The sequence below is a fragment of the Bradyrhizobium sp. INPA03-11B genome (assembly GCF_040446015.1).
GTDB classification, from domain to species: Bacteria; Pseudomonadota; Alphaproteobacteria; order Rhizobiales; family Xanthobacteraceae; genus Bradyrhizobium; species Bradyrhizobium macuxiense_A.
Window position 1 is genome coordinate 22,341 of sequence record NZ_JASGSR010000060.1, and the last position, 26,269, is coordinate 48,609.

Sequence of the window (26,269 nt, forward strand, 5' to 3'; positions counted from 1 at the left end):
CATGAAGCCGATCGTTCCACTCATCTGCCCTGAGACGGGTGAATCACTGCAGCCATTGCCGATGTCCGACGACATCTCCAACCAGACAACGGCGCTAAAGGCATCCGGTGGTCGTACGTATCCTGTCGTCGGAGGTATTCCGCGCTTTGTTGCGCCGGAGAACTACGCCGCAGCTTTTGGGCTGCAATGGAAGACTTTCCGCAAGACCCAGTTGGACTCCTTTACGGGAACGTCGATCAGCCGGGATCGGCTGGAGCGATGTCTTGGCGGCTTCGATGCTGTTCGCGGCAAGAAGGTCTTGGAGGCAGGTTGCGGCGCGGGGCGGTTTACCGAGGTGCTGCTGTCGGAGGGCGCGGAGGTGTTTGCGTGCGACCTTTCGACCGCCGTCGAAGCAAACCTGGAGAACTGCGGCGGAAAGCCGGGCTATTTCGTTTGTCAGGCCGATATCCGCGCTCTTCCGGTTGCAGCTCAATCATTCGATGTCGTGATCTGCCTTGGAGTCATCCAGCATACCCCCGACCCCGATGAGACCATCAGGGCCCTTGCGGCTCACGTTGCCCCGGGCGGGCTTCTGGTGATCGATCACTATCGATACAGTCACGAGGACATGACCGAGACGCGCCAGCGGCTGCGCAAATTCCTTATTCGGCAAGATGCAAAGCTTGCGATGAATTTCATCAAGACGCTCGTTGCGGTCCTGTGGCCCTTGCACCGCCTGAGTTGGCGCTACCGGAAGCTTCCGCTCGGCAGCAAATTTCGGCAGGCCGTCCTGTACTACTCGCCGGTTCTTGACTATCACGACTATTATGGACAACTGGGACCCAAGCTGCTCTACGCTTGGGCTGTCCTGGATACTCATGACGCGCTCACCGACCGGTACAAGCACAAGAGGTCGACGGAGCAGATTGCCCAAGCGCTCGATGCCATCGGACTGGTTGGAGTCGAAGCGAGCTACGGTGGGAACGGCGTAGAGGCGCGAGCTCGCGCTCCCGAGCTGTCTCCCGGAAGAAGTTGAGCTATCGAGTGTGGCCGTCGCGCCAGGCACAGGGGTAGCTTTCGAATCTCAGGACACTGCTTTCATGGCGTGGGATTGAACGGTCCGGCGCGACCGTGTGATTGCGCGCATTTCCTGAATTCGAAATAGCTTAGGGTTATCGTATGTGTGGAATTGCCGGCTTCCTGTCGCTAGGCTCCGATTCCTTTCCCAAGGGAGAGGCAGCGCTGCGCGCAATGTCCTCGTTGATCAGTCATCGCGGTCCCGATGGGGCCGGCGAGTGGACATCGAGGGACAAGCGCGTGGGCTTCGTCCACCGACGGCTCGCCATCATCGATCTGTCGACGAGTGGCGCGCAGCCGATGATTGCGCCAAACGGCACCGTCATCACGTATAACGGCGAGATCTACAACTACATCGAACTGCGCAACGAGCTGGCGTCCGGATGGGCGTTTCGCTCGACGTCAGATACGGAAGTGATCCTTGCCGCCTATGACAAGTGGGGAGACGATTGCGTTTCTCATCTGAGGGGAATGTTCGCATTCGCGATCTGGGACGAGAGAAGGCAAAGACTGTTCGCCGCACGAGACCGTTTCGGGATCAAGCCCTTCTACTATACGGAGCAGGACGGCACTCTGTTCTTTGCATCAGAGGCCAAGGCTTTGTTGCCCCTGTTGCCCGAGATCCGCACTGACTCGACCGCGCTCGCGGAATATCTGACTTTCCAGTATACGATCGGTGCGAAGACGCTCTTTGCGCATGTCAATGCACTGCTGCCTGGGCATGTGTTCACCGTCGACAACGGAAATGCTCACGTTCAACGTTACTGGGACGTGCAGTATGTCGTCGATTTCGACCACAGCCCGAGATATTTCGAGGAACGCTTCAGGGAGTTGATCACCGACTCCATGAATGTCCATTTGCGAGCCGACGTCCCGATCGGCGGTTACGTCTCTGGAGGACTCGATTCGAGCCTCGTCGCCTTGCTGGCCTCGCGTCACGATCACCGCAATCGTCTCGCTTTCCATGGCCGCTTCATGGAATACCCGGGGTACGACGAGAGCCACTATGCGCAGGAAGTGGCCGGTCGGGCCGATATGGCAGTGCATATCGCGGATATCACCGCGGAGGATTTCAGAAGCTCGCTGCGTGATGTCATCTACCACCTTGATTTCCCGGTTGCCGGCCCGGGGTCCTTTCCGCAATTCATGGTCTCCGCCCTCGCTGCGAAGCATGTGAAGGTCGTGCTCGGAGGACAGGGCGGGGATGAGCTTCTTGGTGGTTATGCGAGATATCTCGTCGCCTATTTCGAGCAGTGCATCAAGGCCGCCATGGACGGTACGTACCGGGAGGGAAACTACGTCGTTACGATCGAGTCCATCGTTCCGAATCTTGGTTTGCTGCGCGAATACAAGCCGATGATCAAGGAGTTCTGGCGCGAGGGGCTGTTCGACGACCTGGACAAGCGGTATTTCAGGCTCGTTGACCGTTCCACCGACATGGTCGGTGAAGTCGATTGGAGGTCGCTCGACAAGCCGCGTGTCTTTGAGGCGTTCCGCGAAATCTTCAACAACCAGGACAATGTGAGGAAAGAAGCCTATTTCGACAAGATGACTCATTTTGACTTCAAGTGTCTCTTGCCGGCATTGCTGCAGGTCGAAGATCGAATGAGCATGGCACATGGGCTCGAGAGCCGAGTGCCGCTACTCGATCACCCTCTGGTCGAGTTTTTGGCGACCGTCCCCGCCGACGTGAAGTTCAAGGGCGGGCAGATGAAGCAACTGATGAAGGCTGTCTATCGAGATATCTTGCCCGATGGCATCTTGAAGCGGCGAGACAAAATGGGCTTCCCGGTTCCATTGAAAGAGTGGTTCGAAGGGACGCTTCGGGAATTCGTCACTGATATTTTCGATCAGCAGCGGGCGCGCCATCGTGACCATTTCAACAGCGACGTGGTGCTCGCCAACTTTCAGAGTGCTTCCCGCTTTTCGCGCAAGACCTGGGGCCTGTTGTCGCTGGAATTGTGGCACCAGCGCTTCCATGATCGGGCCGCCGAATTCAAAGCCATGGTTCGATCGTAGCCGGACCCGAACGGCCTAAACCTCGGGTGGCGTTTGACAATGGCGACTGCCATGTTATCGCATCTCGCCAAATGCTTTCCATAGGCTTGGGTCCGCGCCGAGCTTAGACCAGGATCGAAAATGAAACACGGACGCAACATCGCTGTAATTGGGTTGGGCTATGTCGGTTTGCCCGTAGCCGTGTCGTTTGCACGATCGGGCGTGCCGGTGGTCGGGTTCGATATTGACCAAAGGCGTGTTGCTGAGCTCACGGCTGGTAACGACAGAACGCGAGAGGTCGAAGCGCACGATTTGCGTCAGGCATCGCTTGTCTTTTCATCTGATCTCGAGGCAATGGCGGGCTCCGATTTCTACATCGTGACGGTGCCCACCCCCATCGACGAGGCGAGGCGGCCAGATCTGGGCGCGATGATCTCGGCGTCGCGATCAATCGGCCGTGTGCTGAAGAAGGGCGATATCGTCGTCTATGAGTCAACGGTCTATCCAGGCGCCGTGGAGGAGGAATGCATTCCGGTTCTCCAGGCGGTGTCAGGGCTCAAGGCGGGAGAGGATTTCACGGTCGGCTATTCGCCGGAACGGATAAATCCGGGTGACAAGCAGCACCGGTTTGAAACCATCGCCAAGGTAGTTTCGGCACAAGATCAGCGTACGCTTGATGTCGTTGCCGAAGTTTACGGATCGGTCGTAACAGCCGGCATTCATCGCGCGCCGACGATCAAGGTGGCAGAGGCAGCGAAGGTGATCGAAAACACCCAGCGCGACCTGAACATCGCCTTCATGAACGAGCTGTCGCTGATCTTCCAGGCTCTCAATATCGACACTGCAGACGTGCTGTCTGCCGCGCGGACCAAATGGAATTTTCTGCCATTCCAGCCGGGGCTCGTCGGTGGTCATTGCATCGGTGTTGACCCATACTACCTGACCTATCGCGCGGAGAAGGCCGGATATCATCCGGAGGTCATTCTTGCTGGCCGGCGGATCAATGACGGCATGGGGCAGCGGGTGGCACGAGAGTGCGTCAGAGGACTGCTGCGGCGCAAGACGCAAAGCGGCATAGTCACGGTCCTTGGACTTACATTCAAGGAGGACGTTCCCGATACGCGTAACTCGCGGGTCGTCGATATCGTGCGCGAACTGCAGTCGTTCGGCTTGGTGGTGCAGTTGCACGATCCTCTCGCAGACGCGGGCGATGCTGCGGAAGAATATGGGGTCAGGCTCCTACCGCTAGACGAGTTGCGACCGGCTGATGCCGTCGTTCTGGCGGTGGCGCACAACGAATACGCGGCCGGCGGGTGGCCGCTGATCCAGCGGTTGCTGACCGGTGGCAATGGTCTGGTCTACGACGTGAAGTCGACGCTTGATCGTGGCTCGAAGCCGGCCGGCATTGATCTGTTGCGACTTTGAGAGTGAGCATGGCCAGCAAGCCAGTTCTTGTCACCGGGGCAGCCGGCTTCATCGGATTCCACGTCAGTCAGCACCTTCTGTCGGAAGGCCATGACGTGGTTGGCGTTGACAACATCAACGACTACTATGATCCCAGCCTCAAGCTGGCGCGCCTGGATCTGCTCAAAGCCAGTTCCGGTTTTAGCTTTGAAAAGCTCGATCTTGCTCATCGCGCGGAAACCAAAGCGCTGTTTGAGCGGTATGGCTTTGCCAAGGTGATTCATCTGGCTGCGCAAGCCGGCGTCCGATACTCGATCCAAGATCCGTATGCGTATGTCGATGCGAACATGCAGGGCTTCATTAACGTCCTGGAGGGTTGCAGACACAACGGATGTCAAAACTTGGTCTACGCGTCGTCGTCGTCAGTCTACGGGGCGAATACCAAGCTCCCATTCTCGACACACGATGGCGTCGATCATCCGATCAGTCTCTACGCGGCGTCCAAGCGAGCAAACGAGCTGATGGCGCACTCGTACAGTCATCTGTACGGCCTTCCCACGACAGGGCTGCGCTTCTTCACGGTCTATGGTCCTTGGGGCCGGCCCGATATGGCGATGTTCATCTTTGCCAGATCCATTCTGGCCGGAGAGCCAATCAAGCTCTTCAATTGCGGTCGAATGCGTCGGGACTTTACTTATGTCGACGACGTCAGCCAGGGCGTCGTTCGTCTCATTGATCGCGTGCCGCAGGGCCGCCAGGATTGGAACAGCGACAAGCCGGACCGAGCGGCCAGCCGCGCCCCGTGGAAGATCTACAATATCGGGAACAACAAGCCCGAGGAACTGACATATGTCATCTCGCTCCTCGAGAAGGAGTTGGGTAGGGTGGCGGTGAGGGAGATGCTGCCGATGCAGCCTGGCGATGTCGAGGCGACATACGCGGATGTCGAGGACCTTGAGAAGGATATCGGCTTCCGCCCGGCGACACCAATCGAGGAAGGTGTCGCGCGCTTCGTCAAATGGTACCGGAACTACTACCGGATTTAACAACAGAACTTGATCGCAGTTTCTCAAATCTGGGTAATCGGATGAAAATCTTTGTCACCGGCGGCGCCGGACAGGTCGGATCAACCGTCATCGATATGTTCTTGTCGCGTGGCGACGAGGTGGTTGCGATCGACAACTATACGACTGGCCGGGCCGACAACTTGACCAAACATGAAAACCTGACCCTGGTCGAAGACACGATCGCCAACGCCGACGTGATCAATCGACTGTTCTCGGATTTTCGGCCCGAGATCGTCGTCCATACCGCGGCGTCCTACAAGGACCCGGACGATTGGGGCACCGATGCACTGGTGAACGCCGTCGGCACTGCAAACGTCGCGAAGGCCTGCAAGACCTTCGGCGTATCTCGCCTCATCTACTTCCAGACGGCGCTCTGCTATGGCACCAAGCCGTTGCAGTCTCCCATTCCGCTTGATCATCCGATCAACCCCGTCAATTCGAGCTATGCAATCTCGAAGACGGCCGGTGAGAACTACGTGCAATTTTCCGGCGTCGATTGGGTCACTTTCAGGCTCGCCAATGTAATCGGGCCACGAAACGTATCCGGTCCGCTGCCGATCTTCTACGGTCGGTTGGCGAAGGGGCAGAAGTGCTTCGTTACACCGGCCCGCCGGGACTTTTGTTACGCGGGCGACCTCGCGAAGGTCGTTGTCAGAGCCGCCGATGGCGTCGGTCACGGCACCTATCATTTTTCTTCCGGCAAAGATGTCGCGATCAAGGAACTCTACGACGCAGTCGTGCGGGCAATGAAGATCAATGACTATCCGGAGCCGGAAGTTAAGCCGCTTGGTCCGGATGATGCTGCCTCCATCCTTCTCGACCCCGAACGCACGTTCAAGGACTTCGGCGCCGTCGAGTTCACTTCACTCGATGAGATCGCTCGTCTGTCGGTTGAGCGTTGGCAGAGAGAGGGCGTGGTCGGAGGCTACACCCATCTGAAGGAAGCGCGTGCGGAAATCCGCACCTGATCGGACCTGGCTCGATGCGCATCATTATCACTGGCGGGGCAGGGTGCCTCGGCTCGAATCTGATCGAGCACTGGCTGCCGCAGGGGCACGAAATTCTCGTCATCGACAATTTCGCGACCGGCAAGCGCGAGGTCGTGCCCGCACTTCCCGGCCTAAGTCTCGTCGAAGGTTCGATTGCCGATCGTGATCTGGTGGCGAAGGCTTTTGCTGAATTTGCTCCAACTCACCTGGTGCATTCCGCCGCCTCCTACAAGGATCCGGCAAACTACCGCGAAGATATTGCGACGAATGTCGATGGTGCCGCGAATCTCATTGAATTCGCGCGGGCAGCGGGGATTTGCCGGGTCATCAATTTCCAGACCGTCTTGTGCTACGGGCGTCCCGAGTGCACGCCTATTCCCGTCGAGCATCCGCTGCGACCGTTCACGAGCTATGGCATCTCAAAGGTCGCCGGCGAGCAATATCTGGCCGCGAGCGGCCTGCCTTTTGTTTCCCTGCGCCTTGCGAACGTCGCTGGTCCGCGGCTTGCAATCGGTCCGATCCCGACCTTCTACAAGCGACTGAAGGCAGGACAGGCATGCTTCTGCACGGCGGCATACCGGGATTTCCTCGATATGTCCGATTTCGCGGCGGCGGTGGACATTGCGATGGACGAGGGCGTGCCGACCGGCATCTTCAACGTATCCAGCGGGACGGGACATTCCATCAAGGAAGTATACGATCTGGTCCGATCGCATCTTCAGTTGCCGCCCGATCCGGATGTCAAGGTGGTGCCTGTCGGAGACGACGATGTCCCGTCCGTCGTGCCGGATCCTTCCAGGACGCAAGAGATCCTCGGCTGGAAAGCGCGGGTTTCGTTTCAAGAGACAATTCGGCGGCAGCTCTCGTGGTACGACGCCCACGGAGTGACGGACGTCTACAGTCATCTGGCTGCACCTAAGGGGTGAAGATGAATTCTTTCAGTGGGGCCACCGTCCTCGTCGTTGGCGGGGCCGGGTTCGTCGGATCGAACCTCGTCAAGCAACTGCTGGAGCAGGCGCCGGCTCGCGTCGTCATAGTCGACAACCTGCTGTCGGCTGACAGTTCAAATGTACCAGACGATCCACGGGTCGAGTTCATTCGGAACTCGATCACCGATGACGCGGTTCTTGCGGCGCTGCCCGGCAATCTCGACTACGTCTTTCATCTGGCCTGCTATCACGGCAATCAGTCGTCGATCGCCGATCCGCTGGCGGATCACGAGAACAATACGCTCACAACCCTGAAGCTCTTTGAAAGACTGAAGAGCGTTAGCTCGTTACGGAAGGTTGTGTACGCCGCTGCAGGCTGCGCAGTGGCCGAAAAGACCTTCGATGGAGCCGAAGCTACCAGGGAGGACGCGCCGGTTTCCCTGTTCCACGACAGTCCGTACTCGATTTCGAAGTTGATCGGCGAAATGTACGGTAACTATTACTTTGCGAGATACAAACTGCCGTTCGTGAAGGCGCGCTTTCAGAACGTCTATGGTCCCGGCGAGATTCTCGGGGCTGGCCGTTGGCGTGGAACGGTGCATACCGTGTGGCGAAACGTGACGCCGACCTTCATATGGAGAGCGCTGCACGGCGAAGCCTTGCCGGTTGAGAACGGCGGGATCGCATCTCGTGATTTCATCTATGTGGAAGACATGGCGCGAGGACTGATGGCGTCCGCGCTTTCGGGAGAGCCGGGTGAGATCTACAACCTCGCTTCAGGTGTCGAAACCAGCATTCTTGAACTTGCAACTCGTGTGAATTCTATCGTTGGCAATGCGACGCCAATCGCGCTGACGCCGGCGCGGGATTGGGACAGGTCCGGACAGCGCTTCGGCGATCCGGCGAAGGCCCGCGAGAAGCTCGGCTTCGTTGCGACCGTGACTCACGAGGACGGTCTTCGAAAGACCATCGATTGGACGCGCGCAAATCGCGAGCGCATCATCGGCTGTATGCGACATCACCTTGCGCAGGTGCCTGATGTCGCGAGGTATTCCTGAATGCTGAAGGTTCTCACGGTTGTCGGCGCTCGTCCGCAATTCATCAAGGCAGCGGCTGTCAGTCGTGCGATCCGTGAAACCGACGGGCTCACGGAAGTGATGGTGCATACCGGTCAGCATTTCGATCCGAACATGTCGGACGTCTTCTTCGAAGAGCTGGATATTTCAAAACCGCAGCATCATCTCGATATCCATGGCGGCGGCCACGCCGACATGACAGGACGTATGCTGATCGCGATCGAGCCAATCCTGATCGCGGAGAGGCCCGATTGGGTTGTCGTCTACGGCGATACCAACTCGACATTGGCCGGCTCGCTCGCCGCATCGAAGTTGCATATTCCGGTCGCGCACGTTGAAGCGGGACTACGTTCATTCAATCGCCGCATGCCCGAGGAAATCAATCGGGTTGTCACTGATCATCTCGCCACATTGAATTTCTGTCCGACGACGGTGGCTGTTGCCAATCTAGCTGCCGAAGGAGTGACCAAGGGCGTGCATCATGTCGGCGACGTGATGTACGATGCCACCTTGTTCGTGACGGACAAGGCAGAGCAAAGCTCGACCATACTAACCGACCTTGGGCTCCTCCCGAAGCAATACGCACTTGCTACGATCCATCGGGCTGAAAACACCGGCGACCGGGAGCAGCTTCTGGCCGTCGTGCGGTTTCTGCAAGATCAGTCGCAAAAGTGCCCTGTTGTCCTGCCGCTGCACCCGCGCACCCGTCAGGCCGCTTCGCGCATGGGAGTTGCTCTCGACGGCTTGAGGATCATCGATCCGGTCGGTTACTTCGAGATGGCCAAGCTTCTGCGTAACGCAGCCGAAGTCTACACGGACTCAGGAGGCGTGCAGAAAGAGGCCTATTTCCATCGTGTGCCGTGTACCACTCTGCGAGACGAGACCGAGTGGACGGAGACGATCACACACGGCTGGAATCGTCTCTGGATGCAATCGACGCGGGCGGATCGGCGCGAGATAGAGGAATATGGGACTGGTAACGCAGCCTACAATGTCACGCGCTTGTTGAGTTCCGTCCGCCCGGCTGAGTGACCCATGTTGCTGGAACGCTGAGCTCTAAATTAGTCGTTCGGATTTTCAATCAAGACCGGGAACAACCTTCTGAAGGCGCTGATCTGTAGCAAGATCCGGAAAAGTGCAGAGCGGTCTCTGAAAAGATCGTGTTTAAGCGATCGGTTGGAGCGGGACGACATTTCATCCGATCGCTTTGGCTGACGCTGTCAGCGTTCGGCTGGTGCGGCCGTCGGTGCTGCGACTTGGTCGAAGGCGGACCGCGGCGCGACATACCAGAGCAGGAACAGCAGCCCGACGCCATTCGTCAGTAACGCCGTCGAGAGCGGTACGTTGAGCAGGACTTGGGGCAGTATCCCGGTCGATAGCAGCACGAATCGCGGCGGCAGTCCGGAGGACAGGCGATTGCCAAGAGCGATTATCAGGCCGCAAATCAACGCAGACACCGGTGCGAACACGTGACCGACCGATGCGATCCCTTCGGTCGCGAACAATGAAGCATTGAAGGCACCGAGCTCATAGGCTTTTGCCATGACGGCCCAAATGGGTTCGTCATAGGGGCATGCAGCCACCAACTTCACGATGTTGATCTGACAGAAATGGGTCAGCGGATGACCCGAGAAGTAGTTGTTGTAAACTTCGAGCGCAAGCGACGGGATTGCAATCATCCTGTTGTTGACGATGCCGAAATACACCATTCCAGGCTTGAGTGGAATCAAACCGGCATTGTACAGCAGCGCGCAGGTGACGCCAATGAGCACAGGCAGGAAGAACGAGAGGATCGTTGCTTTCCGGGCCTCGACCAGCTTGCTGATGAGCGCGAGAAACAGCAGCCAGGCCGGAGCGAACAGCGTCGTCTTGGTCAGAATGATTGGATAGAAAAGCAGCATCAGAAGTAGCGCGACGCCTGCCTGCAAAAATCGTTTGCTGACGACGAAACAGGCGAAGGCGAACGGCAACAACGCGCTGGAGAAGATCCAGACCGCGTATCGCAGGTAGGCAGGCAGCGCCACCTCCGCGCGATATTTGTACATCTCGTTGAGGTCGACTAGCTTGAGATTGTAGAGGGAGCCGATGCCGATGATTGTCGCCGAGGCAATCAGGATGACGGAAGGCATCATGTGGAAGGCGCGTGCTGGTAACACGACGGCCTGCCGCACCGGCGCGGTGATGAACAGCGCGGGTGCGAGGAATGCCAATGCCGAAAGCACGATCGAGGCCAGCGCCAGGCGATGATCGTAGTCAAGCAGCGAAAACTCTATCAGCCAGAGATATCCCAGGACCATGATGTAGAAGTAAAGGCCGACCAGATAGCCAAAGCTGAGGCGTCCGATCGCGAACAAGAGTACGACCGGGCTGAACGCCGCGACATTCAGGATTGCAGCTGGCAAGCGCGACTGGTCGGAACTGATGACGCCCGGGAACGAATTGACGACCGTGACGAAATACAACGAAGCGGCACAAACCATGACGCACGCATAGGCGAGCACGGCAAGTCTGGCCTGGGGCCACCCGAAACCGGGCACCAGCTGAACAGCGCGATCGTTCATTTGCATTTGCCGCCGTGTCGGGCTGTGTGTCTGGAATGTTTCATTGATGGTCATCGTACTCAGCAGCGACATGGCACGGCCCGGGCGGAACGACAAGATGATGCCGAGATATCCTTGGGCCTCATTCTAAGATTCCTGCCGCATAACGTAAATGCCGCCTACAGTTCGGACGGGGTGGGACTTGGTAGGCTTTGCTACCTCTTTGGCGCATGGCCTTGCGTTAACCCGAGTTTTCTGGGAAATGGACCTTATCGTGCGGCTCGCAAGGCCGCTGTTCCCTCGACTTTTCGGCTGGCTGCAAAGGTCGGCCGCGAGACAAGACAGGGCCTGTTGCATGATCAGATTTGGCCTGCTCGGATGCGGGCGTATCGCCAAGCGTCATTCCGACCTTCTGGGTGGCAATCACATCGAGGGAGCAAGCCTGGTCGCGGTCTGCGATCCGATCCGCGCGCGGGCGGATGCGGTTGCGGGAAAGTTTGGCGTTCCGGCGCATTACGACATGGACGAATTCCTGGCGCGCAAGGATATCGACGCGGTTGCCGTGTTGACGCCGAGTGGGCTGCATCCCGCGCATGTGATCGCCTGTGCCAAAGCCGGCAAGCACATCGTGGTCGAGAAGCCGATGGCGCTGCGGCTGCAGGACGCCGACGACATGATCCGTGCGTGCGATCAGGCCGGCGTGAAGATGTTCATCGTCAAGCAGAACCGCTTCAATGTGCCGGTGGTCAAGGCGCGCGAGGCGCTCGATGCCGGTCGCTTCGGCAAGCTCATCCTGGGGACGGTGCGGGTGCGTTGGTGTCGCGATCAGGCCTATTATGATCAGGACGATTGGCGCGGCACCTGGGCCTATGACGGCGGTGTGCTGACCAATCAGGCGAGCCACCATGTCGATATGCTCGAGTGGTTCTTCGGCGACGTGGTGAGCGTGCACGCGCGCGCGACGACGGCGCTGGCCAAGATCGAAACCGAGGACACCGCTGTCGCGACGCTGAAGTTCCGCAACGGCGCGCTCGGGATCATCGAGGCGACCACCGCAGCGCGCCCGACCGATCTCGAAGGCTCGCTGTCGATCCTCGGCGAAAAGGGCACCGTCGAGATCTCCGGATTCGCCGTTAACCAGATCCGGCACTGGCGCTTTGTCGACGAGCTGCCGTCGGACAAGGACGTCGTGGAGAAGTTCTCGGTCAACCCGCCCAACGTCTACGGCTTCGGCCATCAGGCCTATTATCATCACGTGGTCGACTGCCTGGAGAACCAGCGCGCCGCGCTGGTCGATGGGCTCGAGGGCCGCAAGAGCCTTGAGCTGATCTCGGCGCTCTATGAATCGATCGAGACCGGCGAGGAAGTTGCGCTGCGCTTCACGCCGCGGTTGAGCCGGCTGGGTGTCGTTTCGTGAACCAGCCGGAAGTGCATCAGGCCAGCGTGCGCGATGTCGCGTTCGGCGAGCGCGTCAAGATCGTCGAGCCCTGCAATCTCTACGGCTGCAAGCTGGGTGACGACTGCTTCGTCGGGCCTTTCACCGAAATCCAGAAGGGCGTGGTCGTCGGGGCGCGCACCCGCGTGCAATCGCATGCCTTCATCTGCGAGCTCGTCACCATCGGCGAGGACTGCTTCGTCGGGCACGGCGTGATGTTCGTCAACGACACGTTCGCGACCGGCGGCCCGGCGCGCGGACGCAGGGAACTGTGGCGCGAGACCGTGATCGGCAACCGGGTGTCGATCGGCTCCAACGCCACGATCATGCCGGTGAGGATTGCCGACGACGTCGTCATCGGCGCGGGATCTGTTGTGACCAAGGACATCACGACGCCTGGCACCTATGCCGGCAATCCGGCGCGCCGGTTGCTGGCGAGCCAATAGGGCAACAGGGGAATATCGATGGCCGTGCCGTTTGCCGACCTGCAACTGCAGTACCAGTCCATCAAGAGCGAGATCGATGCTGCGATCGCCGGCGTGATCCGCGACAACGCCTTTATCCGCGGCAGCTATGTCGATGCCTTCGAGCGCGAGTTCGCCGCGGCCGCGGAGGTCGCGCATTGCGTATCCTGCGCCAACGGCACCGATGCGCTTTACCTCGCCATGCGCGCGCTGAAGGTACAGCCGGGCGACGAGGTGATCACGACGGCGCATTCCTGGATCTCGACTGCGGCGATGATCACCCATTCCGGCGCCACCGTCGTGTTCTGCGATACCGATGACGCGACGTTCACGATCGATCCGGCGGCGATCGAGGCCGCGATCACGCCGCGCACGGTCGGCATCATCCCGGTGCATCTGTACGGCCAGCCCGCGGACATGGACGCCATCATGGCGATCGCGCAGAAGCACAAGCTCTGGGTGATCGAGGATTGCGCCCAGGCCCATCTCGCGCGCTACAAGGGCCGGATGGTCGGCACGTTCGGCGAAGCCGCGACCTATTCGTTCTATCCCGGCAAGAATCTCGGCGCGATGGGCGATGCCGGCGCGGTCGTCACCAACGACAAGGCGCTCGCCGAGCAGATGGCGATGCTGGCGCGCCATGGCGGGCTGGTGAAGCACCAGCACCATATCGAGGGCGTCAACAGCCGGCTCGACGGCATGCAGGCCGCGATCCTTTCAGCGAAGCTGCCGCATCTCGAAGCGTGGACCGAGGCCCGGCAGGCCGCGGCCGAGGTCTATGACGCCGGTCTCAACCAGATCGAGGATGTCGTGGTGCCTGAGGTCGCGCCGGCGCGCAGCCACGTCTACCATCTCTATACGATCCGACATCCGCGCCGCGACGCGCTCGCCGCGCATCTGAACGCCAATGGCGTGCAGACCGCGATCAACTACCCCACGGCGCTGCCGTTCCTGCCGGCCTATGCGCGGTTTGGCCACCGGCCGGAGCAGTTTCCCAACGCCCATCGCGATCAGGGCCAGATTCTCTCGTTGCCGATCTTCGCCGAGATCACACGCCAGCAGCAGGACGAGGTGATCGACCTGGTCCGGAAATTCTGATCGCGATCGTGGCCTCGCGCCGCGCGCGGGGCTCAGCTTCGCTGCAGCAAGGGCTTCAGGAACAACTCCAGATTGGGGCCCGGGAACAGGTAGCCCTGCAGGCCCGCCGCACGCGCGGCCTCCAGATCGGTCGGCTGGTCACCGACCAGAAAGCTTCGTTCGACATCGACGGGAAAACGTTCCAGCAGATCGGTGATCATGCCTGGCGAGGGTTTGCGGCGAGGGCTGACCTGCCGATACCGCTCCACCGTCGCTTCAGGATGAAACGGGCAGTATTCGAAGGCGTCGATATGGGCGCCGATCTTGCCGAGCTCGGCGGCGATCCAGTCGTGAAGTTGCTGCACGTGCGCCTCCTCATAGAGGCCCCGTGCGACGCCTGACTGATTGGTCACGACAAACGCAAAATAGCCCATGTCGTTGACCGCCTTCACCGCCTCGCGCGCGCCGTCGATCCAGATCAGCCTGTGGCTCTCGAACAGGTAACCGATGTCCCGGTTCAGGACGCCGTCCCGATCGAAGAAAACCGCCGGCCTTCGCGGCTGATCTCCGCAAGCGCTGCTCATGAGGTGATGATCCCGTCGCCACGAGGCATGAGCTAGCTCAATAGTTCACATTGCCGCGCGCGACAACGCGGACTGGACCACACCGCGGGGGGGCGTCGGCTCATCGCTCGTCCGCAATCACCTTGCCGTCGTTCGGCAGCGAGCCTGCGCCGACGAGCTCGACGGTGCCGCCGAGCTTTGTCACGGCACGCAGTGTTGTCGCGACTTCGTCCAGCAGGGCAGCCGGCGCTGAGGCGCATTCGGCCCGCAGCGTCATCGCATCGGCCTCGCCGACGCGCGTGACGACAAGGCGCAGCCGTCCGAGCTCAGGATGGCGTTTGCCGATTTCCGCGACCTGCTCGGGGCGCACGAACATGCCCTTGACCTTGGTGGTCTGGTCGGCGCGGCCCATCCAGCCCTTGATGCGCATATTGGTGCGTCCGCACGGGCTCGCACCGGGCAGGGCCGCGGTCAGGTCGCCGAGCGCGAGGCGGATCCAGGGATGATGCGGATCGAGCGAGGTCACCACGATCTCGCCGACGTCGCCCGGCGCAACCGGATCGCCGGTGCCGGGTTTGACGATCTCGAGGATCAGATCCTCATTGACTGTCATTCCCTCGCGCGCCGCGGTTTCGAATGCGATCAGGCCGAGATCGGCCGTACCGAAAGCCTGATAGGCCTCGATGCCGCGCGATTTCATCTCCTCCTGCAACGATTTCGGAAAGGCTGCGCCCGAGACCAAAGCGCGCTTGATGGAGGACACGTCGCGGCCGGCGGTGGCGGCGGCGTCGAGCAGGATCTTCAGGAAATCCGGCGTGCCGCTATAGCCGACCGGGCGATAGGCCTCGATCAGCTCGAATTGCTGCTCGGTATTGCCGGGGCCCGCCGGAATCACCGCGCAGCCGAGCGCCCGCGCGGAGGCATCGAAGATGAACCCGCCGGGGGTGAGGTGATAGCTGAAGGTGTTCAGCACCACGTCGCCCTCACGGAAGCCCGCCGCAAACAACGCCCGCGCGCCGCGCCAGGGGTCCGCCTGGCGGCCTTCGGGCTCGAAGATCGGTCCGGGCGAGGTGAACAGCCGGGCGAACGAGCCGGGCTTGTCGGCCACGAAGCCGCCGAAGGGCGGGGCAGCCTTGTGCAGGGCCGGCAGTTCCGATTTACGCAGCACCGGCAGCCCCGCCAAGGCCTCCCGGCTGGTGATGGATGCGGGATCGATGCCCCGCAGCAGGTTGGCATAGGCGGGCGCAGCCGTCGCCTTGCGCAGCACCTCCGGCAGCCGGGCGAACAGGGCGGCCTCGCGCTCGGCCGGATCGCGCGTTTCAAGGGCGTCGTAATGGTCGGTCATGGCGGGTCCTTGAGAGAGGATTTGCGCAGGTGGCGTGCCGGTCTGCCCGTGCTATCAGACGGTGAGCGCTGACATTGGGACGGTTCCAGGAAGCACGATGGCTGAGGCAGAGAGCGTTGCGGCGGACGGGGCCGCCGATGTCGTCGCGAGGTTGAAACGCCGCATCATCGACCGGGCGCTGCCGCTGTGGTCGACCACGGGGTGGGACGGCACGGCAGGCGGCTTCATCGACCGGCTGCATCCGGACGGCAGTCCTGATCGTGCCGCCCCGCGTCGCCTGCTTGTGCAGGCGCGCCAGATCTATTGCTACGCCAAGGCGGCCCAGATGGGCTGGTATCCCGAAGGCCGCGCGATCGCGCTGAAGGGGCTGGATTATCTGCTGGCCAAGGCGAAGGCGCCGGATGGCCGGCCGGGCTTCGTCTTCAGCCTGACGCCGGAGGGCGGCGTGCACGATCCGCTGCGCGACACCTACGGCCATGCCTTCGTGCTGCTCGCGCTGGCAACCGTCTACGGTCTCGACCAGGACGCCCAGATTCGCGCCGAGATCGACGCGCTGCTGGCGTTCCTCGACACCCAGCTGCGCTCGCCGCATGGCGGCTTCCAGGAGGGCCTGCCGCCGTCGATGCCGCGCCGGCAGAACCCGCAGATGCATCTGTTCGAAGCGATGATCGCGTGCTTCGACGCGACGCATGATTTGTCGTTCCAGAACCGCGCCGGCGATTTCTTCGCGCTGTTCCTCGCCAACCTCTACGACAAACAGACGCGTACGCTCAGCGAATATTTCGAGGAGGACTGGTCGCGGATCCCGCCGGTCAGCGTCGAGCCGGGACACCTCGCGGAATGGGTCTGGCTGCTGAAGGGTTTTGAGCGGATCACCGGCTGCCCAACGGGGCGTCCGCGCGGCGAGCTCTTGGCCTCGGCGCTGCGCTATCGCGACGCCACCGGCTGCCTGATCGACGAGGGCGATGCCGAGGGCAACATCCGCCGGCCCACCAGGCGGCTTTGGCCGCAGAGCGAGCTGGCGAAGGCCTGGATCGCGCAGGCCGAGTCGGGCGAAGCCGGCGCTGCGGACGAGGCGCGCGCGGCGCTGGTGCTGCTCGAGCGGCACTATCTCAGCCATCCCGTGGCCGGCGGCTGGTACGACCAGTTCGACGGCGACGGCAAGTCGCTGATCGACACGATCCCGGCGTCGTCGTTCTACCACGTGCTCTGCGCGGTCACCGAAGCGGAGCAGGTGCTCAGCTAGGGCCGCCTTCCTGGTCTGACGCGCTTTCTGCACACGCAACTCCGCTCGAAAACGCTCGATATCCTCAGAGCCAGCGCTTGCGCCGCTTGAAGCTCTTCAAGTTCTTGAAGCTCTTGCGCTGGTCGCCAGCGCCGCCGAGGTAGAATTCCTTGACGTCCTCGTTGTCGCGCAGCTCGTCTGCGGAGCCGTCGAGCACCACCTTGCCCTGTTCCATGATGTAGCCGTGACTCGCGACCGAGAGCGCCGCGCGCGCATTCTGCTCGACCAGCAGGATCGTGACGCCGAGATCGCGGTTGATCTCCTTGATGATCGCGAACACTTCCTTGACGAGCAGCGGCGACAGCCCCATCGACGGCTCATCCATCAGGATCATCTTCGGGCGCGCCATCAGCGCGCGGCCGATCGCCAGCATCTGCTGCTCGCCGCCGGAGAGATAGCCGGCAAGGCCGGTGCGCTCCTTCAGGCGCGGGAAGTACTTGTACACCATGTCGATGTCGTCAGAGACCTCGCCGTCGCGCCGGGTGAAGGCGCCGAGCCGCAGATTCTCCAGCGAGGTCATGTCGGCGACGATGCGGCGGCCCTCCATCACCTGGAAGATGCCGCGGCGAACGATCTTGTCCGGATCGATGCCGTTGATGCGCTGGCCCTCGAACAGGATCTCGCCGCGGGTGACTTCGCCGTCCTCGGTCTTGAGCAGGCCGGAGATCGCCTTCAGCGTCGTCGACTTGCCGGCGCCGTTGGCGCCGAGCAGCGCCACGATCGCGCCCTTCGGCACCTCGAGGCTAAGGCCGCGCAGCACCAGGATGACGTCGTCATAGACGACCTCGATGTTGCTGACGCTGAGCAGCGGCGGCGGCGGGACGGCCGTCGGCACCGGGCGGGTGGCTTCGAGGGTTTCGTTCATCTCGACTATTCTCCACTGTCGTCACCCGCGTTTCGTGCGCGACTGCGCACTCGAGCGGGTGACCCAGTATTTCCAGAGGCGCCAGCGAGAAATCGTGAGAGCGCGGCGTACTGGATCCCCCGCTTTCGCGGGGGATGACGATTGTTGTTAGGGCGGCGCAGGAGGCCGCCTCACGACCTCACCAGCCGAACCATTCCGGCTTGCGCGGCAGTTCGACGGTCTTCACCTTCTCGAGCTTAATCGTGCCCTTGCTCATCAGGTCGTTGATGTCGCCATCGGTCGCGCCGGAGATTCTTGAGCGATAGAGGTCGACCTTCGTCGTCGGGCGGTGATCCTTCTCGGTCCAGGTCGAGGGATTGCAGACGCCCTCCATGCCTGCCGGCACCCAGTCCTTCTTCTGGTAGAAGCCCTTGGCGACGCTCTCGCCGGTGGCGCCGCCGTTCTTGGCGGCCCAGTCGAGCGCTTCCTTCAGATAGAGCGCGCTGCAGACTGCGGCGATGTAGTGCACCGGACGGTAGACCTTGCCCGACGGGTCGGACATCTTGGAAATCTCCATCACGGTCTTCATGCCGGGCGCGTTACCGCCCCAGCTGACCGCGGTGCGCAGCGGAAAGATCACGCCGTCGGCGGCATCGCCGGCGGTCTTGGCCGCATTCTCATCCATGCCCCAGACATTGCCGAGGAACTGGACTTCGACGCCGGCGGTCTTGCAGGCCTTCAGCACCGAGATGTTCGAGGCCGCCGTGTTGCCGAGATAGGCGTAGTTGGCGCCGGAGCTCTTCAGGCTCAGGCACTGCGCCGAGTAGTCGCCAGGAGTGAGCGCGAAGACGAGCGGCGGCAGCACCTCGAAGCCGAGCTCGGTCGCGAGCGCCTCGCCGGCGGCCTTCGGTGCGTTCGGGTAGGGGTGGTTGGCGCCCATATGGACGAACTTCGGCTTGCCGGGCTTGCCCTTGGCCTTCCAGTCCTCGGCGGCCCACGTCAGCATCGCGCGCATCGCATCCGAATAGCTCGGGCCATAGAAGAAATTATACGGCGCGGGCTTGGCCTTGCCGCTGGTGCCTTCCGGATCAGTCAGCGCGGCGGCATAGGAGCCGGAGATGTCGGGGATCTTGTCCTGCGCCAAGAAGCCGGTGAGGGCCTCGGTGTCCGCCGTGCCCCAGCCCATGATCGCCGCGACCTTGCCGTCGGGCGCCGACCACTTCTTGTACAGCGCGATCGCGCGCGGCACCTGGTAGCCGTAGTCGTTGCTGTCGACGCTGAGCTGCTTGCCGCCGACGCCGCCGTTCTTGTTGACCCAGGCGAAGGTATCGGCGACGCCCTGACCATAGGGCGTGCCGACGTCGGAGGTGCCGCCCGAGAGGTCCTGCAGATGGCCGATGGCGATCTGGGCCTGCGCGGCAGCGGCGGCGCTGCTGATCAGCAGCGCGAGGGAGACCGAGCTCAAAAGGGATCTAATCGTCATTGTTGTTTCCTCCTGCTTATTCGTTGAACCGAATTTGTGTTGCTCGATGCGTCAGTGCGAGAACGGATAAAGCTTCCAATAGGCCTTGATCTGCCGCCAGCGGTGCGCGAGCCCGTCCGGCTCGAACATCAAAAAGCCGATGATGATCAGGCCGATCGCGATCTCGCGCAGGAAGGTGATGTTGTTGTTGAGCTGCAGCGCCTTGTCGATGGCGCCGCCCTTCAGCCAGGCGCTCAGCCATTCCATCGATTCCGGCAGCAGCACGACGAAGGCGGTGCCCATCAGCGTGCCCATCACCGAGCCGGTCCCGCCGATGATGACCATGGCAAGGAACAGCACCGAGCGCTCGATGCCAAAGCCTTCCTGGGAGACGACGAGCTGATAATGCGCATAGAGCGCGCCGGCGATGCCGGCAAAGAAGGCGGCGAGCCCGAACGACAGCGTCCGGTACTTGGTGAGGTTGATGCCCATGATCTCGGCGGAGAGATAGTGGTCGCGGATCGCGACCAGCGCGCGGCCGTCACGGGTGCGCATCAGATTGGTGACGAGCAGGTAGCTGACCACCATGTAGGCGAGCACGACGTAGAAATACTGCCGGTCGCCGCGCAGGGTGTAGCCGAAGATCGAGAACGGATTGGCGCTGGCCGGCACCGAGCCGCCCGAGAACCATTCGGCGCGCGAGAAGAAGTCGAGCAGGATGTACTGCGCGGCGAGCGTCGCGATGACGAGGTAGAGCCCCTTCAGCCGCGCCGCCGGCACGCCGAAGATCAGGCCGACCAGCGCCGTGATCACGCCGGCGAGGGGAATCGCGAAGAACACCGGGATCGGCGCGTTGTTGGAGATGTAGGCCGAGGTGAAGGCGCCGAACAGGAAGAACGCGGCGTGGCCGATCGAAATCTGGCCGGTGAAGCCCACCAGGACGTTGAGGCCGAGCGCTGCGATCGCGAAGATGCCGATCTGGATCGCGATCGAGAGCAGGTAGTTCGACAGCAGCGTCGGCGCGAAGCAGGCGAGAGCGATGCCGAGAATCGCGAAATTGCGGCTGGTCGCGGTCGGGAAGATCGTGGTGTCGGACGCGTAGCTGGTGCGGAAATCGCCTGACGGGATGAGGGTGCTCGTTGCCATTGATCAGACCCGCTCAATGTCCTTGGTGCCGAACAGGCCGTACGGCTTGATCATCAGGATGATGATCAGGACGTAGAACGGCGCGATTTCGTACAGATTGCCCCAGTGCAGATACTCGCTGTCGACATACTGGGCGACGTTCTCGAGCAGCCCGATGATGATGCCGCCGAGCACGGCGCCGCCGACCGAGTCGAGCCCGCCGAGGATCGCTGCCGGGAACACCTTGATGCCGTAGGCGGAGAGGCCGGACGACACGCCGTTGACCACGGCGACCACGACGCCAGCGACCGCCGAGACGGTGGCCGAGATCGCCCAAGCCATCGCGAACACGCTCTTCACGGAGATGCCGAGCGATTGCGCGACCTGCTGGTTGAAGGCGGTGGCCCGCATCGCCAGGCCATATTTGGAGGCGCGGAAGAACCAGGCCATGCCGACCATCATGGCGAGTGAGACCACGAGGCTCATGACATAGACGGTCTGGATCTGCAGCCCGAACAGGCTGACCGCCTGGCTCTGGAATACGCGCGGGAACGGCTGCGGGTTGACGCCGAAGATCCACTTCAGTGCCGCCTGGAATACGGTCGAGAGGCCGATCGTCACCATGATCACCGAGATGATCGGCTCGCCGATCATCGGCCGCAGGATCACGACCTGGATCGCGATGCCGAAGATGAACATGAACACCAGCGTGATCGGCATGCCGATCCAGAACGGCACCTGGTACTTCGTCAGCAGCGCCCAGCACACCCAGGCGCCGACCAGCAGCAGTTCGCCCTGCGCGAAGTTGACGACCTGCGTCGCCTTGTAGATCAGCACGAACGACATCGCGACCACGCCATAGAGCGTGCCGACCACGAGGCCGTTGACGATCAGCTGGATCAGGAATTGAGTGTTCATGGGGTGTGGTCGCTCCGAACGGCGGCGCCAGCACCCTCTCCCCCTGTGGGAGAGGGTGGCTTCGCGAAGCGAAGCCGGGTGAGGGGTTGTCTCCGCATCGGGATCGTGGGGAGGGAACCCCTCACCCAAGCGAGTTCCTGTCGACTGGCGGTGTAGCCCTCTCCCACAAGGGGAGAGGGCGCATTCATTGGCACCGCGCTCTGTTTTCGCAACGCCATCATTCCGCGGCCTCCGCGGTCGCGGCGCGGCCGAGATCGACGACTTCGAGCGTGGTGCGGACGCGCTGCGTGGTGCCGTCCTGGAAGCGGATCACGGTGTCGACCGGGATGCTGGCCTTGCCGCGGTAGATCGCCTCGATGATATCTGCGTATTTCTCGTTGATCACGCCGCGGCGGACCTTCCGGGTCCGCGTCAGCTCGCCGTCGTCGGCATCGAGCTCCTTGTACAGCAGCAGGAAGCGCGAGATGCGCTGCGCCGGCGGCAGGGTGGCGTTGACGGTCTCGACCTCTTTCTTCAACAGCTCATAGACCTCGGGCCGCGAGGACAGGTCGGTGTAGGTCGTGAACGAGATCCGGTTCTTCTCCGCCCATTTCGAGATGATCGAGTAGCGGATGCAGATCATCGCGGCGAGGGCGTCGCGGCCGGCGCCGAGCACGACAGCTTCCGCGACATAGGGCGAGAACTTCAGCTTGTTCTCGATATATTGCGGCGAGAAGCGTTCGCCGCGCGAGGTCTCGGCGAGGTCCTTGATCCGGTCGATCACCACGAGCTGCCGGTTGTCGTTGTAGTAGCCGGCGTCGCCCGAATGCATCCAGCCGTCCTTGATGTCGACAACGGACGCTTCAGGATTCTTGTAATAGCCGTGGAACATGTTCGGATGCCGCACCACGATCTCGCCGACGCCGTTGACGTCGGCATTGTCGATGCGGATCTCGATATTGTCGGCCATCGGCACGCCTGTCGTGTCCGGATCGACCTTGCCTTCGGGATGCAGCGTGTAGGCGCCGAGCAGCTCGGTCTGGCCATACAGCGTGCGCAGCGGCACGCCCATCACCTGGAAGAACTTGAACGTATCCGGCCCAAGCGCCGCGCCTCCGGTCGCCGCCGAGCGCAGCCGGGTGAAGCCGAGCCGGTCGCGCAGCGCGCGGAACAGGATCTGGTCGGCGAAGACGGAGCGCTTGCCCTCGGCGAGCGCCGCAAGCCCGGTCTTCATGCCGAGATCGTAGAGCCGCTGCTTGAACGGCGAGGCGTCCATCACGCCGGCGCGGACGTCGGCCGCGATCGATTCCCAGACCCGCGGCGCGAACAGCACGAAGGTCGGCGCGATCTCGCGGAAATCGTGCATCATGGTGTCGGGCTCTTCGACGAAGTTGACCTTCATCCGGGAGAGCAGCGCTTTGCCCAGCGCGTAGATCTGTTCCATGATCCAGGGCAGCGGCAGCACCGAGACGTATTCGTCGTCGGGCCCCTTTGGATCAAAAGCGAGATAGGTCGCGCAGTGCCGCAGCACGCGCCCGGCCGAGAGCATCGCGAGCTTCGGGTTGGCTGTCGTACCCGAGGTCGTGCAGAGGATCGCGACGTCGTCGCCCTTGGTTTGGTCGACCAACCGGTCGTAGAGGGTGGGCTCGCGCGCCGCGCGATCGCGGCCCAATGCGACGAGCTTGCTCGCCTCCATCAATCGCGGATCGTCATATTTGCGCATGCCGCGCGGATCGGAATAGACGATGTGCTTGAGATTGGGCACCCGGTCGGCAAGGCCGAGCAGTTTGTCGACCTGTTCCTCGTCTTCGGCGAAGACCAGCTTGGCCTCGCCATACGTCAGGAGATAGGCGGCTTCCTCGTCCAGCACGTCGCGGTAAAGGCCGAGGCTCATCGCGCCGATCGCGTGGGCCGCGATTTCGGCCGCGACCCAGTCCGGCCGGTTGTCGCCGATGATGCCGATCACGTCGCCGCGTCCGAGGCCGAGCTCGACCATTCCGAGCGCGAAATCATGGGTGCGGGTCTGATAGTCGTTCCAGGTGAATTCGCGCCATAGCCCGAAATCCTTCTCGCGCAGCGCGATCTCCTTGCCGTGCTCCCTGGCGTTGAGGCGCAGCATCTTGGGGAAGGTGTCGGCCTGCGCGACGCGACCGGCATAGTCCATCATGCCGCACTCTCCCGCACTGCCGGCTTGTCGTCGGGGTCGACCAGCACGTCGTCCTCTTCGCCGAGATAGGCGCGCTTGACGTGGGGATCGGCGAGCACGGTTGCCGGATCGCCCTCGGCGATCTTGCGGCCGAAATCGAGCACCATGACGCGGTGGGAGATGTCCATCACGACGCCCATGTCGTGCTCGATCATCATCACCGTCATGCCGAACTCTTCGTTGAGGTCGACGATGTAGCGCGCCATGTCTTCCTTCTCTTCGAAGTTCATGCCGGCCATCGGCTCGTCGAGCAGGATCAGCTGCGGCTCGAGCGCCATCGCGCGGGCGAGCTCGACCCGCTTGCGCAGGCCATAGGGCAGGGTGCCGGCGGTTGCCTTGCGCACCGACTGCAGATCGAGGAAGTCGATGATCTCCTCGACCTTGCGGCGGTGCTCCAGCTCCTCGCGGCGCGCGCCGGTCAGCCAGTACAGCGAGCCCGTGATGAAGTTGTTCTTCAGGAGGTGATGGCGGCCGACCATGATATTGTCGAGCACGCTCATGTGGTGGAACAGCGCCAGATTCTGGAAGGTCCGGCCGATGCCGAGGCGGGGCCGCGCGTTCGGGGTGAGGCCGGTGATGTCCTGGCCGCGATAGAACAGCTGGCCTTCGGTCGGCCGGTAGCGGCCGGAGATGCAGTTGACGATCGAGGTCTTGCCGGCGCCGTTCGGGCCGATGATCGAGAACAGCTCGCCTTCGTTGACGCCGAAGCTCACTTCGGTCAGCGCGCGGACGCCGCCAAAGCGCAATGAGACTCCGCGCACCTCGAGACTGTTAGCCACCCTGTTCCCTCCAGATACGGGCGCTTTGGCGCGCTCTTTATCTTTCGCTTCGATCTCGGTTCGATCTTACATGGGGCGCCGAAGGAAACCATCCGACTAATGATGCCGGGCGTCCGGGAGCAATTGCTCGTCCCGATCGCCTGCGTCATGCGCGGTAACGCCGCACCCCGCTTGCAAGCCCGTGTCCCGCGTCGTCCGCCTTCAGCGATCCATCGAAGCGCTGCGCGCGGCGTTACGCGAGGTGGCTCTGAATACGAGAAAGCGATAGGTTGAATTGTCATGTGCCCGACATTTGGTCAGGAATTTTCGCTGGCATTCCAGGCCTCGGGTCACCTGGCTTCGCGCACGGCGTTGCTGCGGTGCAATATCTTGGGTGGGATGCCGTCGCTAGAATGATTGCTGCTGATTACCTGAAGCGCATCGCGGCCTGGTCGCGCGAGCTGACCGAGCAAGAAATCGAGATCGCGCGCGCCGGCATTTCCGAGAAGTCCTACCGCGCCAACGAATTCATCTTCATGCGCGGCGACAATTTCCAGTACTGGACCGGCATCGTCACCGGGCTGGCCCGCATGGGCATCGTCTCGCGCGGCGGCAAGGCCGCGAGCTTCGCGGGCCTCACGGCGGGCGCGTGGTTCGGAGAGGGCACCGTGCTCAAGAACGAGCTGCGGCGCTACGACGTGGTCGCGCTGCGCGATACGCGCCTCGCGATGATGGATCGCCGGACCTTCGTCTGGCTGTTCGAGAACAGCGTCGGCTTCAACCGCTTCCTGGTTGGACAGCTCAACGAGCGGCTCGGTCAGTTCATCGCGCTGCTCGAATATGGCCGCACGCTGGATGCGACCGCACGGCTGGCGCGCTCGATCGCCTCGCTGTTCAATCCGATTCTTTACCCTGAGCTCACCCTGCACCTTGAAATCACCCAGGAGGAGATCGGGGCACTGTCGGGAATCTCCCGGCAGAACGCCAACCAGTGCCTGAAGCGGCTCGAGCGCGAGGGGCTGCTGCGGCTCGAATATGGCGGGGTCACGATCATCGAGCTCGACCGGCTGCGCCACTACGGGGAATGACCGGCCTCGGGGCTGCATTTGCCAATTTCGGACGCTCTAAAGTCCTGTTCTTTCAAACGATTAAGCCATTAGACTTGGAGCAGGCCGGATGCTACAGACCGGCCTCGTCGGGACCGCGCGGCTTTCGCGCTCTCTGGAGATGACATGGCAGTTAAGGATTCGACGGCTCAGGACTCAAAGCGGCGCGTTGCGCTGATCACCGGCGTCACCGGGCAGGACGGCGCGTATCTCGCCGAGTATCTGCTCGGCCTCGGCTATACCGTGCACGGGATCAAGCGCCGCTCATCCTCGTTCAACACCGCGCGCGTCGACCATCTCTACCAGGATCCGCACGCCGGCAACGTGCCGTTCCTGATGCACTACGGCGACATGACCGATTCGACCAATCTGATCCGGCTGATGCAGCAGATCCGGCCGACCGAGATCTACAATCTGGCCGCCCAGAGCCACGTCCAGGTCAGCTTCGAGAGCCCGGAATACACCGCCAACGCCGACGCCATCGGCGTGCTGCGGCTGCTGGAGGCGATCCGCATTCTCGGCATGGAAAAGGAGACCCGGTTCTACCAGGCCTCGACCTCGGAGCTGTACGGGCTGGTGCAGGAGGTGCCGCAGAAGGAGACCACGCCGTTCTATCCGCGTTCGCCCTACGGTGTCGCCAAGC

At 61.9% G+C, this 26,269-nt stretch carries 23 protein-coding genes; 14 read left to right on the forward strand and 9 right to left on the reverse strand.

All coding sequences use genetic code 11. The annotated features are described in order from the left end of the window. The first annotated feature begins 1 nt into the window (after position 1). The 8 genes from QMZ05_RS23880 (at position 2) to wecB (ending at position 9,551) form a co-directional block, all read left to right on the forward strand. Positions 2-1,015 (forward strand): class I SAM-dependent methyltransferase, encoded by a 1,014-nt coding sequence (locus QMZ05_RS23880; protein ID WP_353702961.1) that lies wholly within the window; start codon positions 2-4, stop codon positions 1,013-1,015. A 143-nt stretch (positions 1,016-1,158) separates the two neighbouring features. Beyond that, on the forward strand, positions 1,159-3,075 hold the full coding sequence (gene asnB, locus QMZ05_RS23885) for an asparagine synthase (glutamine-hydrolyzing) (protein ID WP_353702962.1): 1,917 nt from the start codon (positions 1,159-1,161) through the stop codon (positions 3,073-3,075). Between the two features lie 120 nt (positions 3,076-3,195). Next, positions 3,196-4,479, forward strand: a complete 1,284-nt coding sequence (locus tag QMZ05_RS23890) for a nucleotide sugar dehydrogenase (RefSeq protein ID WP_353702963.1) — start codon at positions 3,196-3,198, stop codon at positions 4,477-4,479. An 8-nt stretch (positions 4,480-4,487) separates the two neighbouring features. Next, entirely contained in the window at positions 4,488-5,504 is a 1,017-nt protein-coding gene (locus QMZ05_RS23895; RefSeq protein WP_353702964.1) for an NAD-dependent epimerase, read from the forward strand. Positions 5,505-5,545: 41 nt separating this feature from the next. Continuing rightward, the gene (locus QMZ05_RS23900) at positions 5,546-6,493 is read left to right on the forward strand and encodes an NAD-dependent epimerase/dehydratase family protein (protein ID WP_353702965.1); all 948 of its coding nucleotides are present in this window, start codon (positions 5,546-5,548) and stop codon (positions 6,491-6,493) included. A gap of 14 nt (positions 6,494-6,507) precedes the next feature. Continuing rightward, the gene (locus tag QMZ05_RS23905) at positions 6,508-7,440 is read left to right on the forward strand and encodes an NAD-dependent epimerase/dehydratase family protein (protein ID WP_353702966.1); all 933 of its coding nucleotides are present in this window, start codon (positions 6,508-6,510) and stop codon (positions 7,438-7,440) included. A gap of 2 nt (positions 7,441-7,442) precedes the next feature. Beyond that, positions 7,443-8,501 carry an NAD-dependent epimerase/dehydratase family protein gene (locus QMZ05_RS23910; protein WP_353702967.1) on the forward strand — a complete coding sequence of 353 codons (1,059 nt, stop codon included), beginning with the start codon at positions 7,443-7,445 and terminating at the stop codon, positions 8,499-8,501. Then, complete coding sequence (gene wecB / locus QMZ05_RS23915; protein ID WP_353702968.1) at positions 8,502-9,551, forward strand: UDP-N-acetylglucosamine 2-epimerase (non-hydrolyzing); 1,050 nt, start codon at positions 8,502-8,504, stop codon at positions 9,549-9,551. Between the two features lie 188 nt (positions 9,552-9,739). Here wecB and QMZ05_RS23920 read toward each other — a convergent pair whose 3' ends face one another. After that, positions 9,740-11,152: a hypothetical protein gene (locus QMZ05_RS23920; RefSeq protein ID WP_353702969.1), complete on the reverse strand. Its 1,413-nt coding sequence runs from the start codon at positions 11,150-11,152 to the stop codon at positions 9,740-9,742. Positions 11,153-11,414: 262 nt separating this feature from the next. Here QMZ05_RS23920 and QMZ05_RS23925 point away from each other — a divergent pair, with 262 nt between their 5' ends. The 3 genes from QMZ05_RS23925 to QMZ05_RS23935 are packed head-to-tail and all read left to right on the forward strand — an operon-like array spanning position 11,415 to position 14,056. Further along, complete coding sequence (locus QMZ05_RS23925; RefSeq protein ID WP_353702970.1) at positions 11,415-12,476, forward strand: Gfo/Idh/MocA family oxidoreductase; 1,062 nt, start codon at positions 11,415-11,417, stop codon at positions 12,474-12,476. Beyond that, positions 12,473-12,940 (forward strand): acyltransferase, encoded by a 468-nt coding sequence (locus QMZ05_RS23930; RefSeq protein ID WP_353702971.1) that lies wholly within the window; start codon positions 12,473-12,475, stop codon positions 12,938-12,940. The genes QMZ05_RS23925 and QMZ05_RS23930 overlap by 4 nt, the downstream gene beginning before the upstream one ends. 18 nt (positions 12,941-12,958) lie before the next feature. Continuing rightward, complete coding sequence (locus QMZ05_RS23935; protein WP_353702972.1) at positions 12,959-14,056, forward strand: DegT/DnrJ/EryC1/StrS family aminotransferase; 1,098 nt, start codon at positions 12,959-12,961, stop codon at positions 14,054-14,056. A gap of 32 nt (positions 14,057-14,088) precedes the next feature. Here the strand turns inward: QMZ05_RS23935 and QMZ05_RS23940 are convergent, their stop codons facing one another. Both QMZ05_RS23940 and QMZ05_RS23945 read right to left on the reverse strand, forming a co-directional pair. Further along, positions 14,089-14,619, reverse strand: a complete 531-nt coding sequence (locus tag QMZ05_RS23940) for an HAD family hydrolase (protein WP_353702973.1) — start codon at positions 14,617-14,619, stop codon at positions 14,089-14,091. A 100-nt stretch (positions 14,620-14,719) separates the two neighbouring features. Beyond that, positions 14,720-15,943, reverse strand: coding sequence for an AMP-binding protein (locus QMZ05_RS23945; RefSeq protein WP_353702974.1), 1,224 nt, complete (start codon positions 15,941-15,943; stop codon positions 14,720-14,722). 97 nt (positions 15,944-16,040) lie between these two features. On the opposite strand from QMZ05_RS23945, the gene QMZ05_RS23950 reads away from it, so the two are divergent. Continuing rightward, a complete protein-coding gene (locus tag QMZ05_RS23950; RefSeq protein ID WP_353702975.1) occupies positions 16,041-17,189 on the forward strand; it encodes an AGE family epimerase/isomerase in 1,149 nt (382 codons plus the stop codon). A 64-nt stretch (positions 17,190-17,253) separates the two neighbouring features. Here the strand turns inward: QMZ05_RS23950 and QMZ05_RS23955 are convergent, their stop codons facing one another. The 6 genes from QMZ05_RS23955 to QMZ05_RS23980 all read right to left on the reverse strand — a co-directional run bounded on the left by QMZ05_RS23955 (position 17,254) and on the right by QMZ05_RS23980 (position 24,541). Further along, positions 17,254-18,093 (reverse strand): ABC transporter ATP-binding protein, encoded by an 840-nt coding sequence (locus tag QMZ05_RS23955; RefSeq protein WP_353702976.1) that lies wholly within the window; start codon positions 18,091-18,093, stop codon positions 17,254-17,256. A 178-nt stretch (positions 18,094-18,271) separates the two neighbouring features. Beyond that, complete coding sequence (locus tag QMZ05_RS23960) at positions 18,272-19,555, reverse strand: ABC transporter substrate-binding protein (RefSeq protein ID WP_353702977.1); 1,284 nt, start codon at positions 19,553-19,555, stop codon at positions 18,272-18,274. 51 nt (positions 19,556-19,606) lie between these two features. Beyond that, entirely contained in the window at positions 19,607-20,680 is a 1,074-nt protein-coding gene (locus QMZ05_RS23965) for a branched-chain amino acid ABC transporter permease (protein ID WP_353702978.1), read from the reverse strand. A 3-nt stretch (positions 20,681-20,683) separates the two neighbouring features. Next, positions 20,684-21,577, reverse strand: coding sequence for a branched-chain amino acid ABC transporter permease (locus tag QMZ05_RS23970; protein ID WP_146987788.1), 894 nt, complete (start codon positions 21,575-21,577; stop codon positions 20,684-20,686). Between the two features lie 217 nt (positions 21,578-21,794). Beyond that, a complete protein-coding gene (locus QMZ05_RS23975) occupies positions 21,795-23,723 on the reverse strand; it encodes a long-chain fatty acid--CoA ligase (RefSeq protein WP_353702979.1) in 1,929 nt (642 codons plus the stop codon). Beyond that, positions 23,720-24,541, reverse strand: a complete 822-nt coding sequence (locus QMZ05_RS23980; protein ID WP_353702980.1) for an ABC transporter ATP-binding protein — start codon at positions 24,539-24,541, stop codon at positions 23,720-23,722. Before QMZ05_RS23980 ends, QMZ05_RS23975 begins: the two co-directional genes overlap by 4 nt. A gap of 392 nt (positions 24,542-24,933) precedes the next feature. Between QMZ05_RS23980 and QMZ05_RS23985 the strand changes: the two genes are divergently transcribed. Beyond that, positions 24,934-25,608: a Crp/Fnr family transcriptional regulator gene (locus tag QMZ05_RS23985; RefSeq protein WP_021080507.1), complete on the forward strand. Its 675-nt coding sequence runs from the start codon at positions 24,934-24,936 to the stop codon at positions 25,606-25,608. A gap of 144 nt (positions 25,609-25,752) precedes the next feature. After that, positions 25,753-26,269, forward strand: a 517-nt coding sequence (locus tag QMZ05_RS23990; RefSeq protein WP_353702981.1) for a GDP-mannose 4,6-dehydratase, incomplete at its 3' end; no start/stop codon positions are given.